Annotated in this window: 14 protein-coding genes; 11 read left to right on the forward strand and 3 right to left on the reverse strand. The window is 67.8% G+C overall.

What is annotated here, in order from left to right:
* Nucleotides 1-42: 42 nt before the first annotated feature.
* From FB461_RS01725 to FB461_RS01775, 11 genes are read left to right on the forward strand one after another with little or no spacing between them, the layout of a single operon-like run.
* Nucleotides 43-636, forward strand: a complete 594-nt coding sequence (locus tag FB461_RS01725) for an acyltransferase (protein WP_142118376.1) — start codon at nucleotides 43-45, stop codon at nucleotides 634-636.
* On the forward strand, nucleotides 633-1,736 hold the full coding sequence (locus tag FB461_RS01730) for a DegT/DnrJ/EryC1/StrS family aminotransferase (RefSeq protein WP_142118378.1): 1,104 nt from the start codon (nucleotides 633-635) through the stop codon (nucleotides 1,734-1,736). Before FB461_RS01725 ends, FB461_RS01730 begins: the two co-directional genes overlap by 4 nt.
* A complete protein-coding gene (locus FB461_RS01735) occupies nucleotides 1,736-2,728 on the forward strand; it encodes a Gfo/Idh/MocA family protein (protein ID WP_142118380.1) in 993 nt (330 codons plus the stop codon). Before FB461_RS01730 ends, FB461_RS01735 begins: the two co-directional genes overlap by 1 nt.
* On the forward strand, nucleotides 2,725-3,225 hold the full coding sequence (locus tag FB461_RS01740) for a hypothetical protein (RefSeq protein WP_142118382.1): 501 nt from the start codon (nucleotides 2,725-2,727) through the stop codon (nucleotides 3,223-3,225). The genes FB461_RS01735 and FB461_RS01740 overlap by 4 nt, the downstream gene beginning before the upstream one ends.
* A gap of 25 nt (nucleotides 3,226-3,250) precedes the next feature.
* Nucleotides 3,251-4,438: a glycosyltransferase family 4 protein gene (locus tag FB461_RS01745; RefSeq protein ID WP_142118384.1), complete on the forward strand. Its 1,188-nt coding sequence runs from the start codon at nucleotides 3,251-3,253 to the stop codon at nucleotides 4,436-4,438.
* Complete coding sequence (locus tag FB461_RS01750; protein WP_170222552.1) at nucleotides 4,435-5,559, forward strand: glycosyltransferase family 2 protein; 1,125 nt, start codon at nucleotides 4,435-4,437, stop codon at nucleotides 5,557-5,559. Before FB461_RS01745 ends, FB461_RS01750 begins: the two co-directional genes overlap by 4 nt.
* Nucleotides 5,556-6,689: a glycosyltransferase family protein gene (locus tag FB461_RS01755; protein WP_142118388.1), complete on the forward strand. Its 1,134-nt coding sequence runs from the start codon at nucleotides 5,556-5,558 to the stop codon at nucleotides 6,687-6,689. Before FB461_RS01750 ends, FB461_RS01755 begins: the two co-directional genes overlap by 4 nt.
* A 20-nt stretch (nucleotides 6,690-6,709) precedes the next feature.
* Entirely contained in the window at nucleotides 6,710-8,503 is a 1,794-nt protein-coding gene (locus FB461_RS01760) for an ABC transporter ATP-binding protein (RefSeq protein WP_142118390.1), read from the forward strand.
* Nucleotides 8,500-9,570: a glycosyltransferase family 2 protein gene (locus FB461_RS01765; protein WP_142118392.1), complete on the forward strand. Its 1,071-nt coding sequence runs from the start codon at nucleotides 8,500-8,502 to the stop codon at nucleotides 9,568-9,570. The genes FB461_RS01760 and FB461_RS01765 overlap by 4 nt, the downstream gene beginning before the upstream one ends.
* A 22-nt stretch (nucleotides 9,571-9,592) precedes the next feature.
* Nucleotides 9,593-10,861, forward strand: a complete 1,269-nt coding sequence (locus FB461_RS01770) for a glycosyltransferase (protein WP_142118394.1) — start codon at nucleotides 9,593-9,595, stop codon at nucleotides 10,859-10,861.
* Nucleotides 10,858-12,033: a glycosyltransferase family protein gene (locus FB461_RS01775; RefSeq protein WP_142118397.1), complete on the forward strand. Its 1,176-nt coding sequence runs from the start codon at nucleotides 10,858-10,860 to the stop codon at nucleotides 12,031-12,033. Before FB461_RS01770 ends, FB461_RS01775 begins: the two co-directional genes overlap by 4 nt.
* On the opposite strand, the gene FB461_RS01780 is transcribed toward FB461_RS01775, so the two are convergent.
* The 3 genes from FB461_RS01780 to FB461_RS01790 are packed head-to-tail and all read right to left on the reverse strand — an operon-like array spanning nucleotide 12,017 to nucleotide 15,336.
* Complete coding sequence (locus FB461_RS01780) at nucleotides 12,017-13,108, reverse strand: glycosyltransferase family A protein (protein WP_170222554.1); 1,092 nt, start codon at nucleotides 13,106-13,108, stop codon at nucleotides 12,017-12,019. The two genes, FB461_RS01775 and FB461_RS01780, sit on opposite strands and share 17 nt — an antisense overlap.
* Complete coding sequence (locus FB461_RS01785; protein WP_142118401.1) at nucleotides 13,105-14,220, reverse strand: glycosyltransferase; 1,116 nt, start codon at nucleotides 14,218-14,220, stop codon at nucleotides 13,105-13,107. Before FB461_RS01785 ends, FB461_RS01780 begins: the two co-directional genes overlap by 4 nt.
* Nucleotides 14,221-14,232: 12 nt before the next feature.
* The gene (locus FB461_RS01790; protein WP_142118403.1) at nucleotides 14,233-15,336 is read right to left on the reverse strand and encodes an acyltransferase family protein; all 1,104 of its coding nucleotides are present in this window, start codon (nucleotides 15,334-15,336) and stop codon (nucleotides 14,233-14,235) included.
* Nucleotides 15,337-15,375 lie beyond the last annotated feature (39 nt).

Here is a 15,375-nt window from a genome sequence, read left to right on the forward strand (position 1 = left end):
GTGCGATACCTTGGAGGGCGTGACAAGAATGGTGACGACGCGATGAGCGTTCGGATTGTTGATAGCGCCGACGTCGCGAGCGATGTCGAAATCGGCGAGGGCTCCAGCATCTGGCACCTCGCCCAGGTGCGTGAGGGCGCAGTCCTCGGCACGAATTGCATCGTCGGGCGAGGGGCCTATATCGGTTCCGGCGTGCGCCTGGGAAACGGTTGCAAGGTCCAGAACTACGCGCTCGTGTATGAGCCGGCGAGCCTCGCCGACGGCGTTTTCATCGGCCCCGCCGTGGTCCTCACGAACGATCACTTCCCGCGCGCGGTCAACCCGGATCTCAGCCCCAAGTCGGCGCACGACTGGGAGCCCGTCGGGGTGACGATCGAGCAGGGCGCAGCAATCGGCGCACGAGCCGTGTGCGTGGCTCCCGTGCGGATCGGCGCCTGGGCTACGGTCGCGGCCGGGGCGGTGGTGACGCGGGACGTGCCCGCCTATGCACTGGTCGCCGGCGTCCCCGCGAAGCGCATCGGCTGGGTCGGTGAGGCCGGGGTCCGGCTCATCGAGAAGGACGGGTACTGGGAATGCCCAGAGACTCAGGACAAGTACGAGGCCGACGGTGACGGCCTCAGAAAGGCAGTTCAGTGAACGACTTCATTCCCCCCGCCAAGCCGATCATCGGCGATGAGGAGCGGGCCGCGGTAGACGCGGTGCTCCGCAGCGGCATGGTCGCCCAGGGCCCGCAGGTCAAGGCGTTTGAGGACGAGTTCTCCGCCGCGCTCGTGGCCGGTCGCGAGTGCGTAGCCGTCAACTCGGGCACCGCCGGCCTCCACCTTGGCCTGCTGGCCGCGGGCATCGGTCCGGGCGATGAGGTCATCGTCCCGTCATTCACGTTCGCCGCGACCGGCAACTCGGTCGCGCTGACGGGGGCGACACCGGTCTTCGTCGACATCGAACCCGACTACTTCTGCCTCGACCCGAAGGCCGTCGCGGCGGCGATCACCGACCGGACGGCCGCCATCCTGCCCGTTCACCTGTACGGTCACCCCTTCGACGCCCCCGCCCTGCGCAAGCTCGCGGACGAGCGCGGCGTGCGCCTGTTCGAGGACGCGGCCCAGGCGCACGGCGCATCGCTGAACGGCCAGCAGGTGGGAACGTTCGGCGACTTCGCCATGTTCTCGCTGTACCCGACCAAGAACATGACGTCCGGGGAGGGCGGCATGGTGAGCGCCACGCCCGAGATCGCGCACCGCGTGCGGTTGCTGCGCAACCAGGGCATGGAGCGCCAGTACGCGAACGAGCTCGTGGGATTCAATGCCCGGATGACCGACATTCACGCCGCGATCGGCCGGGTCCAGCTCGGTAAGGTGGGCGGTTGGACCGAGCAGCGGCAGGCGAATGCGGCCTACCTGAACGAGCACCTGGCGGGGCTGGATGGCGTCACGACGCCCCCGGTCGCTCCCGGCGGCGTGCACGTCTACCACCAGTACACGATCCGGGTCGCGGAGGACCGCGATCGCATCGTGACTGCGCTGCGCGAGGAGTGGGCGGTCGGCTCCGGTGTCTACTACCCGATTCCGAACCACCGGTTGGAATCGCTCGCGAAGTTCGCACCCGGACTGGAACTGCCCGAGACGGAAAAGGCTGCGGCGGAGGTCATCTCGCTGCCCGTGCACCCGTCGCTGAGCGAGGCCGACCTGGAGCGCATCGCCACCGCGGTGGCGGCCGTCGTCAAGGCCGGTGCCTGATGGCGAGCCTGCGCGCGGGCCTCGTCGGCATCGGCGCGATGGGCCGGCACCATGCGCGGGTGCTGCGCGAGCTCGACGGCGTTGAACTCGTGGCCATCGCGGACGCCGGCGGGGATCGTTTCGGCGTTGCGGGCGACCTGCCGGTGCTGCCGGATATCGAATCGCTGATCGCTGCGGGTATCGACATCGCGACAGTGGCGCTACCGACGCAATTCCACGAGGAGGCGGCGCTCGCGCTCGCGGAGGCGGGAATCCACACGCTGGTGGAGAAGCCGATCGCGACGACCGTGGAGCAGGGTCGGCGGATGGTCGAGGCCTTCGAGAGCCGCGGCCTCGTCGGCGCCGTGGGCCACATCGAGCGCTTCAATCCCGCGCTGCAGCAGTTGCGCCGCAGGATCGAGGCGGGCGACCTCGGCGAGGTCTACCAGATCGCCACGCGCCGCCAGGGACCGTTCCCCGCCCGTATCGCCGACGTCGGGGTCGGCAAGGACCTCGCGTCGCATGACGTGGACCTGACCGCCTGGGTCGCGCAGAGTCCCTACGAACGAGTGTTCGCTCAGGTCACCCGGCGATCCGGCCGGCCCCATGAGGACATGGTGCTGGCCACCGGTCGTCTCGCGTCGGGCGTGATCGCGGGCCACATCGTCAACTGGCTCAGCCCCATGAAGGAGCGCACCACGATCGTCACCGGCGAGAAGGGCGCGTTCGTGGCCGATACCGGCAGCGGCGACCTGACGTTCTACGCCAACGGCACCATCCCGCTCGAGTGGGAGTCCGTCCAGGCATTCCGCGGCGTCAGCGAGGGCGATGTCACGCGCTTCGCCTACGCCAAGCGCGAGCCACTGAAGGTTGAACACGAGGCGTTCCGCGACGCAGTTCTCGGCAAGGAGTCCGATGTCGTGACGATGGAGCAGGGCCTGCGAACCCTCGCCGTGGTCGAGGGACTGCTGGAGTCCGCAGAGACGGGACAATCGGTATCGTTTGACGCGTGAACAGCCCCGACGCGACCGTGAGCGAGGAGACGACCGTCCGGCCGTCTCCTCGCTGGCGGTCCAAGGGCCAGATCGTGAGGCTGCTCTGGGGTAGCGGGATCGGGTTCTGCCTGGGTTTCGTTGCCCTCTGGGTGTTCCTGCGTCCCTACTCCGCAAGTGCCTTGACTCAGAACGCTATTGCCAGCGCCGCCCTGGTCCTTCCGACCGTCTGGCTGGCCATCTGGCCGATCGATGTCCTCGTGCCTGGAGTGTCGCCCAAGTACCTGTCGGTGTCGCTCGTCGGAGGGCTGGTGCCGGGGCTCGTTATGGGCGCACCCGTGGCGGCCGCGGAAGGATGGGGCCTTGCGTCGGCGCTATTCTTCGGTGGCATCGCGTTTCTTGCGGGATCTATCGTGGCGGTGGTTACGCTGCTCTGCGTTGACCGATTGACCGGTTGGCCGGAACCCCCTGGGCGCGCATCCACGGAGCGGAAGAGCGGGCGGATTGCGGATCGCTGATTCCTCGCACGGTACGCTTGAGCGCATGAGAATCACGGTCGTTTCGCGCATTTTCCTGCCCGAGCCGGCCGCAGCATCCTTTCGACTCGACGCGCTCGTGCGCTCACTCGGCGTGGCTGGCGCGAAGGTCACCGTGCTGACTACGACCCCACCCCCGCACCTGCGCGGCGACGGAGCGAGCACTGGTCGCGTACGGCGATGGCCGGTGCTGCGCGACAAGACGGGGTACGTGCGCGGCTACCTGCAATACCTCAGTTTCGACGTTCCCGCGTTCTTCCGGGTTCTGATGTCGCGGCGCCCTGACTTGGTCGTCGTAGAGCCGCCGCCCACGACGGGTGCAGTCGTTCGTCTGGCGTGCGCGCTGCGTAGGGTTCCCTACGTCTACTACGCGGCGGACGTCTGGTCCGACGCGGCGGCCTCCACCGGCGCGCCGGGCGTCATCGTCGGCATTGTCCGCCGGGTCGAGGCGTGGGCGTTGCGCGGCGCGACCGCGGTCATCGCGGTCACCCAGGGGGTAGCCGATCGCGTGCGCGACCTGGCCGGACACGAGCGGATCGCGTTTGTCCCCAACGGGATTGACACAGCCATTTTCGATCTCGATCCCGCCGCGTTGTCCCCTTCCCCCTTGGCCGTTTACGTGGGAACGACGTCGGAGTGGCAGGGTGCCGATGTCTTCATCAGGGCGTTTGCGCGGGTCGTCGAATCCGTCCCCGAGGCCGGGCTGGTATTCGTCGGTCAGGGGAGCGCGTGGGAGGCGCTGCGCGCCCTGGCCCGTCAACTCGGCCTCGCCGAGGCAGTTCGCTTCGTGCCGACGGTTCCTCCCGAGGACGCGGCTGCCTGGCTTCAGCGTTCCTGGGTCGCACTTGTGAGCATGCGACCGGGAGTCGGCTACGACTTCGCCTATCCGACCAAGGTCAACGCCGCGCTCGCCACGGGAACGCCGGTGATCTACGCCGGGCCCGGGCCAGCGGCCGAGGTCATATCGGGTAGCGACCTCGGTTGGGTCGTGGATCACGACGAGGTTGCGGTCGCCGATGCCCTGCGCGCGGCGATGTCGATTCCGCCGCGTCCTGATCGGGCGCGATTGATACGCCACTGGGCGACGGCTAACGTCGCGATGTCGGCCTCTGCCGCGCGTGCTGCCGCGGTGGTCAGCCGATTGGCCGACCGCCACCCGGTGGCCGCGCCGGGAGAAGAGGGAGGTGCGCGGTGAATGACGCCGTGGCGCCGACGCTGAGGGTTCAGGTGGTCATCCCGATTCACACCACCGAGCGTCCGATCAGACGGGCAGTCGAAAGCGTCCTAGCCGACGGCGGCCCGATCGGCGTGATCGTGGTGGCGCACGGGCTGCCGGTGGACGATGTTGCCGCACTGCTCGACGGGCTGGACCAGGCGCGCATCTGCGTGATCGGGCACGACGATGGGATCCGATCCGCCGCAGGGCCGTTCAACGCGGGCATCGCGCACGCCACTGCCGAGTTTGTTGCGGTCATGGGCTCCGACGACATGGTCGAACCCGGCTGCTATTCGGCCTTGCTCGCGCATGCGGGCCCCTCAGATGAGGTTCAACCGGCGGCGGTACTCGTCCCGATCAAGCACCAGGACGGCACGGAGATCCCGAATCCACTGCCGCGGCACGGCCGGGAGCGGCGGCTCGACGCGGTCCGTGACCGACTCTTCTACCGGACCTCGCCTCTTGGTCTCCTTCGCAGGGAGGTGTGGCAGGGCTCTTATGAGTTCGACGCGAGCCTCCATGCGGGCATCGACATGGAGCCGAGCGCGCGCCTGTGGGCGTCGGGTCACCGGATTTCGTACGCGAGGCATGCGCCGCGATACGTGATCGGCGCCGATGCCGGTTCGCGTGTCTCGACCGATCCCGTTCCGCTCCGGAAGGTCATGGGGGCCGTGCTCTCGACCTCCATGGCCCCCTGGACGAGGACGGCGGGGAAGTCGGTTCGGCGCTCCCTGGCAGTGAAACTGGTGCGCATCCACATTCTCGGTTTCGTCTACGCCCGGGCGCTGGCGGCCGAGTCCCCGGCTTCGTTCCTGACGGACGAGGACCTCGCCGCTCTTCGAGACGCCCTTGATTCGGTGACGGCACTCAGCCCGCGCTGGAAACAGCCGTTCTCCGTCGCGGACCGCTGGCTCCTGGATGCGCTACGGGAGGGCGGCGCGACTTCCGATCGCGTTCTCGCAGCCGCGCGGCGGCGATCTGGCGCCGGCCTCTGGGCCCGGCAGGTGCCACGGCTGCCGTGGTTCGTCGCCGACCGGGAGTCGAACCTCGTGCGCGTGCTGCTGCTCGCGCTGGATAGAAGGGCCATGCGGAGGGCATGAAGAAGAAACTGCTCATACTGTCGTTCTCGCCGATTGCCTCCGACGCGCGCGTGCTGAAGCAGGTCCGCGGGCTCAGTTCCGATTTCGACGTCACGACGTGCGGATACGGGGATGCCCCCGCGGGAGTGGCGGAACATCTGCAGATCCCCTCGAGTACGCCCAACCGTCCGTTCGGGGGCTACCTGCGCTTGCACGCGTATAGCGCGGCTTACTGGCTCATGCCGTCGGTGCGAGCCGCGAAGTCGGCGATCGGCAAGCGCGCGTTCGACATCGTGCTCGCCAACGATGTCGAGGCGGTGCCCCTCGCGCTGTCGCTCAGGCCCCATCGTGGGGTTCATGCGGACCTGCACGAGTACTCGCCCCTACTGCACGAGGACATTCCCGCCTGGCGCGCGCTGCAGACGCCCTACCTCAATTGGCTGTGCCGCCGCCACGTGTCGCGTGCGGCTTCCTGGTCGACCGTCAGCCGCGGGCTCGCCGAACAATACGAGCGCGAATTCGGGTTCCGGCCGGAACTCGTCACCAATGCCGCGCCATTTGAAGAGCTCTCGCCCTCTTCGACGAGCGAGCGCATCCGCCTGGTCCATTCCGGGGTCGGCATGAGGGACCGCTTCCTCGAGACGCTGGTGGAGGCGGTCACGGCGGCGCACGTCGACGTGTCGCTGGACCTATACCTGGTGCCCAACGAGCCTGCCTACGTGGACGAGTTGCGTTCCAACGTGGCCGGCAACCCTCGCGTGACTGTGCACGATCCGGTTCCGTATGCCGACTTGGCCCGGACGTTGAACGGGTACGACGTGGGCGTCCACCTCCTGCCGCCCGTCAACTTCAACAACCGTTGGGCGTTGCCCAACAAGCTGTTTGACTACGTCCAGGCGCGACTCGGTGTGCTCATCGGACCGTCGCCCGAGATGGCGCACTACGTGAACGAGTACGGGATCGGCAAAGTGGCCGACGGATTCGCGTCGGGGGACCTTACGGTCGCCATCGATCAATTGACTCCAGACCGGGTCAGCGCCTGGAAGGCGGCAGCGGATGCAAACGCTGAGCGCCTATGCGCCGAATCGCAGGTCCAGATATGGCGAGCGGCTATCGAGCGGCTGGCGGCGTCCCAGCCGCCGGCGAGCTAGTGACGGTAGGGTAGCGGACGATGACACTCCTTTGGACGACGCTGCGACAGTTGCTGCCGCTTTTCCCGCCTGGCGCCCGCCGGTTCTTCGTGGGCTACGTCGCCGCCACCAGCGCGCTCACGGTCATGGACGTCGGGGCGATGGCACTACTGGCGTTGATCATCTCTCCAATCGTGGCCGGCAGTGACGTGATCTCCATCCCGCTCGCCGGCTCGCTGCCGGCGAGTTCCGCTCCCTGGCTCGTCCTGGCGGCCTGCGGGTTGATCATTCTCAAGAGCGCCCTGTCGGTATTGCTGCACTGGTTGGCCACGCGCCGATTCGCTCGATATGAGCTAGAGATCGGGAGGCGTCTCTTCTCTGCGTACATCCATTCCTCGTGGGAGCAGCGCTCCAAGCGCAGCGTCGCGGAGATCACTCGCATCGCGGACGGCGCCATCGGCAACGCGATCATGGGGTTCGTTCTCCCCATCTCGCTGATACCGAGCTACGTTCTCACGTTCCTGATGATCCTCGCCGTCCTCCTCGTCGCCCAACCGGTCACCGCTCTCATTGCGCTGGTGTACCTGGGATCCGTCTCCCTCTTCGTTAACCGCATCGTCACGCGGCGCTCGATGGAGGCCGGGCGAGTGAACCGCGATTCGAGTTATCGCGTGGCGAATTTCATGACCCAGATGGTTGAGGCGCTCAAGGAGATCACCTTGCGCGGACGACTCGACGAGGTCGCCCAGGTCGTCACCGACGAGCGCAAGCGGGCCGTTCGCGCTCGTGCCAACGCATCCTTCCTCTCCGTGGTGCCCAAGTTCGTCTTCGACTCGGCGCTCATCGGGGGCTTCGTCCTGATCGGAGTGAGCGCGTACCTTCTCGGCGGCATGCAGCAGGCGATAGTGGCAGTCGCGCTCTTCGCGGCCACGGGCTTCCGGCTCATCCCCGCGATCAATGGTGTGCAGGCCAGCATCGTCCAGGCCACGGCGACGCTACCGTCAGCCCAGGACGTGATCTCCGACATCCACGATTCCGAGCGGGATATCGCCCAAAACGAGCCTGAGGCCGACGTCTCGCAACTTCCCACGGATCCGGGGACGCTCGCCCTGCGCGATGTCACGTTCAGATACCCCGGTGCCACGGACGACGTGCTGCGGGGAGTCGAGCTCGACATCCCGTTCGGATCCTCGCTCGGCATCGTCGGCCCTTCGGGTGCTGGCAAGTCGACGCTCGTCGATCTGCTGCTCGGCCTCTCGGTGCCGTCTCGCGGCGAGATACTGATCGACGGCCATCCCCTCATCGAGGTCCTGCGCGCGTGGCGGTCGAGGGTCGGGTACGTGCCGCAGCGCGTCTCTTTGTTCAACGGGACGATTGCGCAGAACGTGGCTCTCACGTGGACGCACGACTACGATCGCGATCGAGTGGCTCGGGCGCTGGAGATGGCGCAGTTGATGACGATGATCGCTGAGCGCCCGCAGGGAATCGACGCGATGATCGGCGAGCGCGGCATGGCGCTGTCGGGCGGAGAACAGCAGCGGCTCGGCATCGCCCGAGCGCTGTATGCAGATCCCCTCGTCCTGGTTCTCGATGAGGCGACGAGTTCCCTCGACACGAAGACCGAGGACTCCGTCACCCGCGCGATCAAGAGCCTGCAAGGCGAGATGACGATCATCTCCGTGGCCCATCGTCTCTCGACGATCAAGGACTACGACCGAATCGCGTACGTTTCGGGAGGAAAGATCCTGGGACACGACACGTTCCGGCTGCTCGCGCGGAAGGTACCGCAATTCGGCGAGCAGGTCGCACTTGCCGGTCTGGGCGAGGAACTATGAGCGATCCCTTCATCGACTTCGTCATCGCGGCGCATGATCCGCGCAGGCGCGTCGATAGGGCGGTGGCCTCGGTCCTCGCGGCCGACTCCACAGCGAACGTGCGCCTGACGCTTGTCCTGCACAACCAGCCGCGATCGGCGTTCGCAGGCCAGATTGGCCAGTATGCGGACGATTCGCGCCTCCGGATAGTCGAATTCCACGATGAATCCCGCAGCCCGGCCGGTCCCTTCAACCACGGGATCTCGCTGGCATCCGGCGAATACTTCGGGATCATGGGCTCCGATGACTTCCTCGAACCCGGCGCGCTCGAGGCGTGGGCGTCGCTCGCGCGCGCGCACCGGCCCGACTACCTCATGGCATCGCTTCGTGACCAGGACGGCGCTGTCTGGCGTGAGCCCCTGCTACGCCCCGGCCGCCGACGAGGGTTGGACCCGGTTCGCGACCGACTCAACTACCGGACGGCCCCGCTCGGCCTGATCAGCACCCGGTTCTATCGCGACCGGCACCTGCAGTTGACGCCTGGCTTCGCGAGCGGCGAGGACATCGAAGCGGGCCTGGCCGTCATCAATCTCGGCCGCGTGGATTCGGCGCTGGGCGCCCCCTCATACGTGGTGGGCAAGGACGCCCCCGAGCGTGTCACCCACGCGCAACGAGGATACGGTGAGGAGATCGCGCCGCTGGCGCGACTACGTGAGGTAGAGTGGCTGGCGGCGCTCCCGCCGCGCCGCAAGACGGCCATCGCGGTGAAGCTATGGCGCCTGAGTGTCGTCGCACGAGTGGCGGTTCGACGGACGGAGTCCGACTGGCCACAGCCCGACGTCGCGGCGCTGCAGGCGTTCGCGCAATGGCTGGCGGAGTTCGCGCCGGATGCGGTGCCGTGCCTGGCGCGGGTCGAAATCCAGATCGTGCGAGGCGCACTGAGCGGTAAGCGCTCGGAAATCCTGGGCTCAATCGAGAATTACTTAGCGGCGGGCAGGTCGCAGTGGCTGCTCGCGGGAGCCTGGTGGCGAAGCCTCGGCGTGGATTCGCGCCTGCGCCGGATACTTCGGCTGCGTTTGCCCGCCTAGGCCAGCACCCCACAGGAGATAGATGATTGTGCGCCGCCTCGTACTCGCCTCGGGCCGATGGTTCCGCCGGCTCATGGCCCGTCGATCTCGATTCCCCAGGTTCGTCAACGCGAGCATCGACTGGGTTGCCGAGAATCCGATGAGTCCTCTTGGGCGGCTGGCCGTGCGTTCGTACGGGAACTACCAGGCTTCGGATATACCCGCGGCACTGAGCGCGCCCGGCGATCAGTCTGAGGGCGGCGCGGAGGTGCTCATCGGCCCGACGAACTATGCGGGCCAGGGCTTCTTGTGGGCGCGGGCCGTCGAGGCGTTTTCGCGTGAGTCTCTTGCCGCGGCGATCTCTGCCCGGAACCTGGCGGTCGAGGAGCCTGCGGGATTCAGCTTCCCCGCGGACCGGGAGGTGCCGGTGGCGGTCTACCACCGCTCGCGCGAGTGGCAGGCGGCGCAGTTCGCCGCCGCGCGCACTTTCACGCACGTCCTGTACGAGGCCGAACGCCCCATGTTCGGGCGGCTCTTCGGACGGGATGTCGCCAAGGAGATCGCGGCACTCGACGGCCTGTCGATCGCGATGATGTGTCACGGGACTGACATCAGATTGCCATCCCGGCATCAGGACCTAACCCCCTGGTCACCGTTCCGCGACCCCGGCCTATACCTGGACAAACTGGAACGCGACGCCGCGCGGAACCGGGAGTTGCTCGATTCTCTTGCCCGTCCCGTGTTCGTGTCCACCCCCGATCTGCTGCTCGACGTGCCGTACGCCACCTGGTGTCCCGTCGTGGTCTCGCCGGAGCGCTGGGTGACGGACGCGACCGCAGGCGGGCGGGAGCGTCCGATCGTCGTGCATATTCCAAGTCGTGCGGCCGTCAAGGGTTCTCATCTCGTCGAGCCGGTGATCGATCGGCTCGCCGAGCGCGGCGAAGTGGAGTTCGTCACTGCGCGCGACGTGCGTGCGGCGCGGATGCCCGAACTGTATCGGAACGCCGACATCGTGCTCGACCAGTTCCGCCTTGGCTCATACGGCGTCGCCGCGTGCGAGGCGATGGCGGCGGGCCGAGTCGTGGTGGGCCACGTCGCCGAACCGGTCCGCGCGCACGTGCGCGCGGCGACCGGGCTCGACCTGCCCATTGTGGAGGCGACCCCGGATACGGTTGCTGACGCAATCCGCTCGCTGATCGCCGATCGGGTCGAGATGCAGGCGATTGGCCGCCGAGGGGTCGAGTTCGTGTCGCGGGTTCATGATGGCCAACTCAGTGCGAGGCTTCTCGTGGAAGGCTGGATCGGACGATGACGGGCATCGCATCCAGGATGTGGCAGGCGTCGCCGCGCTGGGCGCGCGACGTGGCGGGCATGCTGCAGGCGCGCCGGGTCGGGGATGTCGTGCCTGAATTTCCCGCGGTTGAGCGGCGGGAGATCCGGCTACTGATCGCGCCGGCGAACTTCGCAGGACAGGCCGCACAGTGGGCCGGAGCCGTGCGCCGCGATCCGCGTGTCGCTGCGATCAACATGGTCACAGGCACCGCTAACCTCTTCGGATTCCCGGCCGACTACGTTGTGCCCAACCGTATCTCGGCGCACTCCCGTGCCTGGCAGCGCCGTTTCCTGGACGAGGCTTCCGCCACTTTCACCCACGTTCTCGTGGAGGCGGAACTGCGGCCGCTGGGCGGGGCGTACCGCGGTAGCGTCGTGGCCCAGGTGCGGGCGCTCATGGAACGCGGCCTCAAGGTGGCGATGGTGGCGCACGGTACCGACGTGCGGCTCCCGTCCCGTCACGTCCGCGACGAGCCGGATTCGCCCTATGCCAAAGACTGGCCCGATGTCGGCCTGGTGGAGCAGGGAGTACTGCACAACCTCGCCATACTGCGGGAACTGAGCCTGCCGACCTTCGTGTCGACGCCCGGTCTCCTGGCCGACGTGCCGGACGCGACGCTCTTACCACTGCGCGTGGACGCGGAAGTATGGCGCACAGCCGCCGTGCGTCCGGTCCTTGACGCGGCGGTGCCGCGCGTCGTCCACGTGCCCTCCGCCGGTCGCGTCAAGGGAACCCATCGCATTGCGGATGCCATGGCTAGCATGCACGGCAACGGTGAGATCCACTTCTCGCAGGTGAGTGGGGTGGCTCATGCGCGCATGCCTGAGTACTACGGCGAAGCGGACGTTGTCCTTGATCAGTTCCTGATCGGCGACTACGGCGTTGCCGCGTGCGAGGCCATGGCGGCTGGCCGTGTCGTCGTCGGCCACGTCAGCGCGGATGTGCGCCGCTATGTCGAGCGCGAGTTCGGGATGACCCTGCCGATCGTCGAGGCGACCGTGGCGTCCCTGCCCGATGTGCTACGCGATATCAAGACGAACCGCGATTCCTACCGCGACGTCGCCGCCGCGGGTCCGCGATACGTCGAACGCGCCCACAGTTCCGACGCGTCGAGTAGCGCGCTGATGCCCTGGCTCACCGGCCTCGGCTAGCCAGGAACGACGCCAGCGAGAATCGGATCGGGGCTTCCCTGTGCAGCAGTCGCGATGCGGTGGCGGGGACGAGGGCTCCCGGAGAACTGTACTGACGGCGCGCACGCACCGCTGCCAGCAGGATCTCCGCGGGCTCGTCCACCGAGGCGATCAAGGCAAGGACGCGCCTGTCTCTTAGCGACAGCACGCGCTCGATGCCATGGCCGCGGTCGAGCAACTCTCGCGTGGTGACCAGCAGGTCGTTGCGCTGCGGGCGCGTCCACCAGCCGGGATCGGGGCGGTTGGCGATCGCCCCGAACACGTGCACTCGGATGAACTTGACCACGAGTGCCGCCTGCTGGCCATCGGAGAGCCGTGCGAACCAGTCCGAGTCGAGGATCGGGGCGACGTAGGCGAACTCGTCCCGGATTGCCCGCGGGATACGGGTCGTCCGATCTGTCGCCGCCGATCCGATGACGTAGGCGGGTCCGCCGCGATCGAAGCTCACCGCACCACTCGTCCAGGCTCGGCAGACGTAGGCGAGATCCTCGCCCGTGGTCAGGCCGGGTGCGAACCGGAGCTCGCCCAGCGTCGAGCGGCGGATCAATCCGAGCGGCGCCGATCGATAGGCGAGGCGATCGCGCACGAAGTCGAGACCGCTACGCCGCCCCGGCCTGGTCGGTGGCGTCGGCACCACGCCTCCCGAGTCGTGTTTCAGGCGAGCGATCACGGCATCGGCACGGTCGGCCTCGGCCCTCGCGAGCCACGAGTCTATGGCGCCCGGCTCCAGGAAGTCATCGGAGCCGAGCACGGAGGTGAACCGCCCGTCCGCCAGGTCGAGACCCAGGTTGAACGGGCCGGCCGGACTGGCGATGCCGTCCGCGAGGGTCGTGAGGCGAATTCGGGGATCTGCGGAGATGTCGCCCAGGCTCGCGGCTATCTCGTCAGCGGCCACGTTGTGGCACACGACTGTGACGCGCACGTCGGCGCGCGTTCCGGTCAGCGCTGACGCCGCGGCTCGGGCGATGTCGCGTGCGGAGGAGTGCACGGCGATCACCAGATCGACGTCGGGGGCAGGGGGGCGCTCGGGCGTCACCTCGCATCCGCCTCGCGCGCAGTTCGCTGGTAGATATCCGTGTAACGGGCCGCCACCACGCCCGGGAAGAATTGGTCCCCAAGCGTCGCGGCGACCTCGTCCGCAGACATGGCCTCCGTGCGGCGCAGCACGTCGATGACGGCTGCCGCGTAGACCTCGGGGTCCTGCACCTCAACGAACTCGCCGACGCTTGATGCGGTGTACTCGTCGGCGCCCGTCGCGCTTCCGGAGACGACCGGCCTGCCGTGGCTGAGGGCCTCCGCGACTACGGTGCAGAAGTTGTCACCGAGGGTCGGCATCAGCATCAGGTCGGCGGCGTCGAGCTCGCGGCGCACGCCTTCGTCGTCCAGCGATCCGGTGAGGGTCAGGCGGTCGGCCAGACCCAACTGAGTGGCGAGCGCGATCACCTCTTCACGCAAGGGGCCATCGCCGACCCAGGTGAGTTGGGATCTGATACCGCGCTCGGCAAGCGCGGCCACCGTGCGCAGCGCGGTCAGCGGATCCTTGCGGGGGACCAGCGCCCCGACGGATACGAGGCGGATCAGCTCTGGATCTCGCGGCGGCCGGGTTAGCTCGCGTGCGGGGGAGATCACGCAGCCGACGACCTCCACAGGGGCGGTGCCGCGGATCTTCCGGATGGGGGCGGCGAGCCTCTCGCACACGGCCGTCACCACGTCCGGTCGCGCCAGCAGCCGGGCCACGACGCCGATTCCCGGCCGGGCCCATCGCGGAAGTGTGTCGGGTGTGGTCAGTGCGGACCAGTGCTCGGTGTGAATCCAGGGTTTGCGCCCGGCGGGGCGAACAAGCGTGAACGGAAGCAGTCCCGAGATCGCCTGGGAGTGAATCAGGTCAGCACCGCGGGATGCGCGCCTCACCGTGCGCGCGGCGCGCAACCAATGCAGGGGGTTGGTGCGCGACATGATCACGCGGGTGACTGGAACGCCGCGAACCTCGCCGGACAACGGGTCGTCCCCGAGGTTCGCGGGTGAGATCAGGTGGATCACGCGAACCTCATGGGCCGCGCCGAGCGCCAGTGCATCGCGGACCACGAATACTCCGGAGTGCGGCAGGCGCGATGTCGGGAACCACGGGGTGACGATCAGAATGCGCACCCGACCAAGGTATCAGCGTATCGAGCGTGCCATCCGCGCCGCCTGCCACGCGCGGAGCCGCGACTCGACGGGCCGCTCGAAGAATGAGTGGAGCAGCCACGACACCACGATCGACGCGGCCAGCAGACCCGCGACCATCGCGGCGGAGTGCAGCCCGGCGGGCTGCACCCCGAAGAGCGAGCGGGCGAGGTAGATGAACGTCGCATGGATGAGATAGAAGGCAAAGGACCATTCGCCCAGCGCGACGAGCGGCCGCGCCCCGAGCCATTTCGACTTTCCGGCGATCTCGCGGCTCGCCACCCCTACGATGAGGGCCGCGCTGAGCACGGTCGCAACCTCGGGCGTCCAGGCCGCTATCGAAGCCATCGCTGGAATCTTGACGATGCCGATGAAGTAGAAGGCAGCGACGGCGATGATCGCGAGCGGGTGCACCCGGAACCGCCAGCCCTGGCGCATCGCCCAGGCCAGGGTCATCCCGAGGACGAACTCGTTCAGCCGCAGGATCGGCCAGGGAAGTCCCGCGAACCAACTTCCGGGGTTGCCGATGATCACGATGCGACAGATGGCAGCGAAGGCGATGGTGCCCGCGGCGGCGATGAGCGCTCCGCGCAATCGGGTGCGGCGCAGCCCCGACGCCAGGAAGGGATGGGTGGCGTAGAAGAACGCCTCGGCCGTCAGGGTCCAGGCGGCGGGGTTCCCGGAGAAGAGGATGGTCGGATCGCGCCACCAACCCTGGATGACGAATACCGAGAGCATCAGGACGGGAATCGAGAAGGGCTTGACCCACCAGTCGGCGGTATCCGGGTGGAATGAGTAGAAGACGGGGATGGCGGCCAGCAGCGTCAGCAGGTGCAGCGGGTAGATGCGCGCGAATCGCCGCCAGTAGAAGGTGCGCTTGGGCGTGCCTGCGCGCATCGACCAGGTCAATACGAAACCGGAGAGTACGAAGAAGAAGGTGACGCCCAGGTAGCCGGGACGCACTGCGGCGGCAATCGATCCGGGCAGTGTCGCGACGTTGGTCACGTGATAGGCGAAGACGCCGAGCGCGGCCCACCAGCGCAGGCCGGTGATGGCGTTGAGGCGCACGGCGTGGCCCTCGCCGACGGGAAGATTCACAGTGGGAGTCTACTGGGTGCGTGCCTAGTAGGATCGGGA

The organism is Rarobacter faecitabidus (assembly GCF_006716265.1).
Classification (GTDB): domain Bacteria; phylum Actinomycetota; class Actinomycetes; order Actinomycetales; family Cellulomonadaceae; genus Rarobacter; species Rarobacter faecitabidus.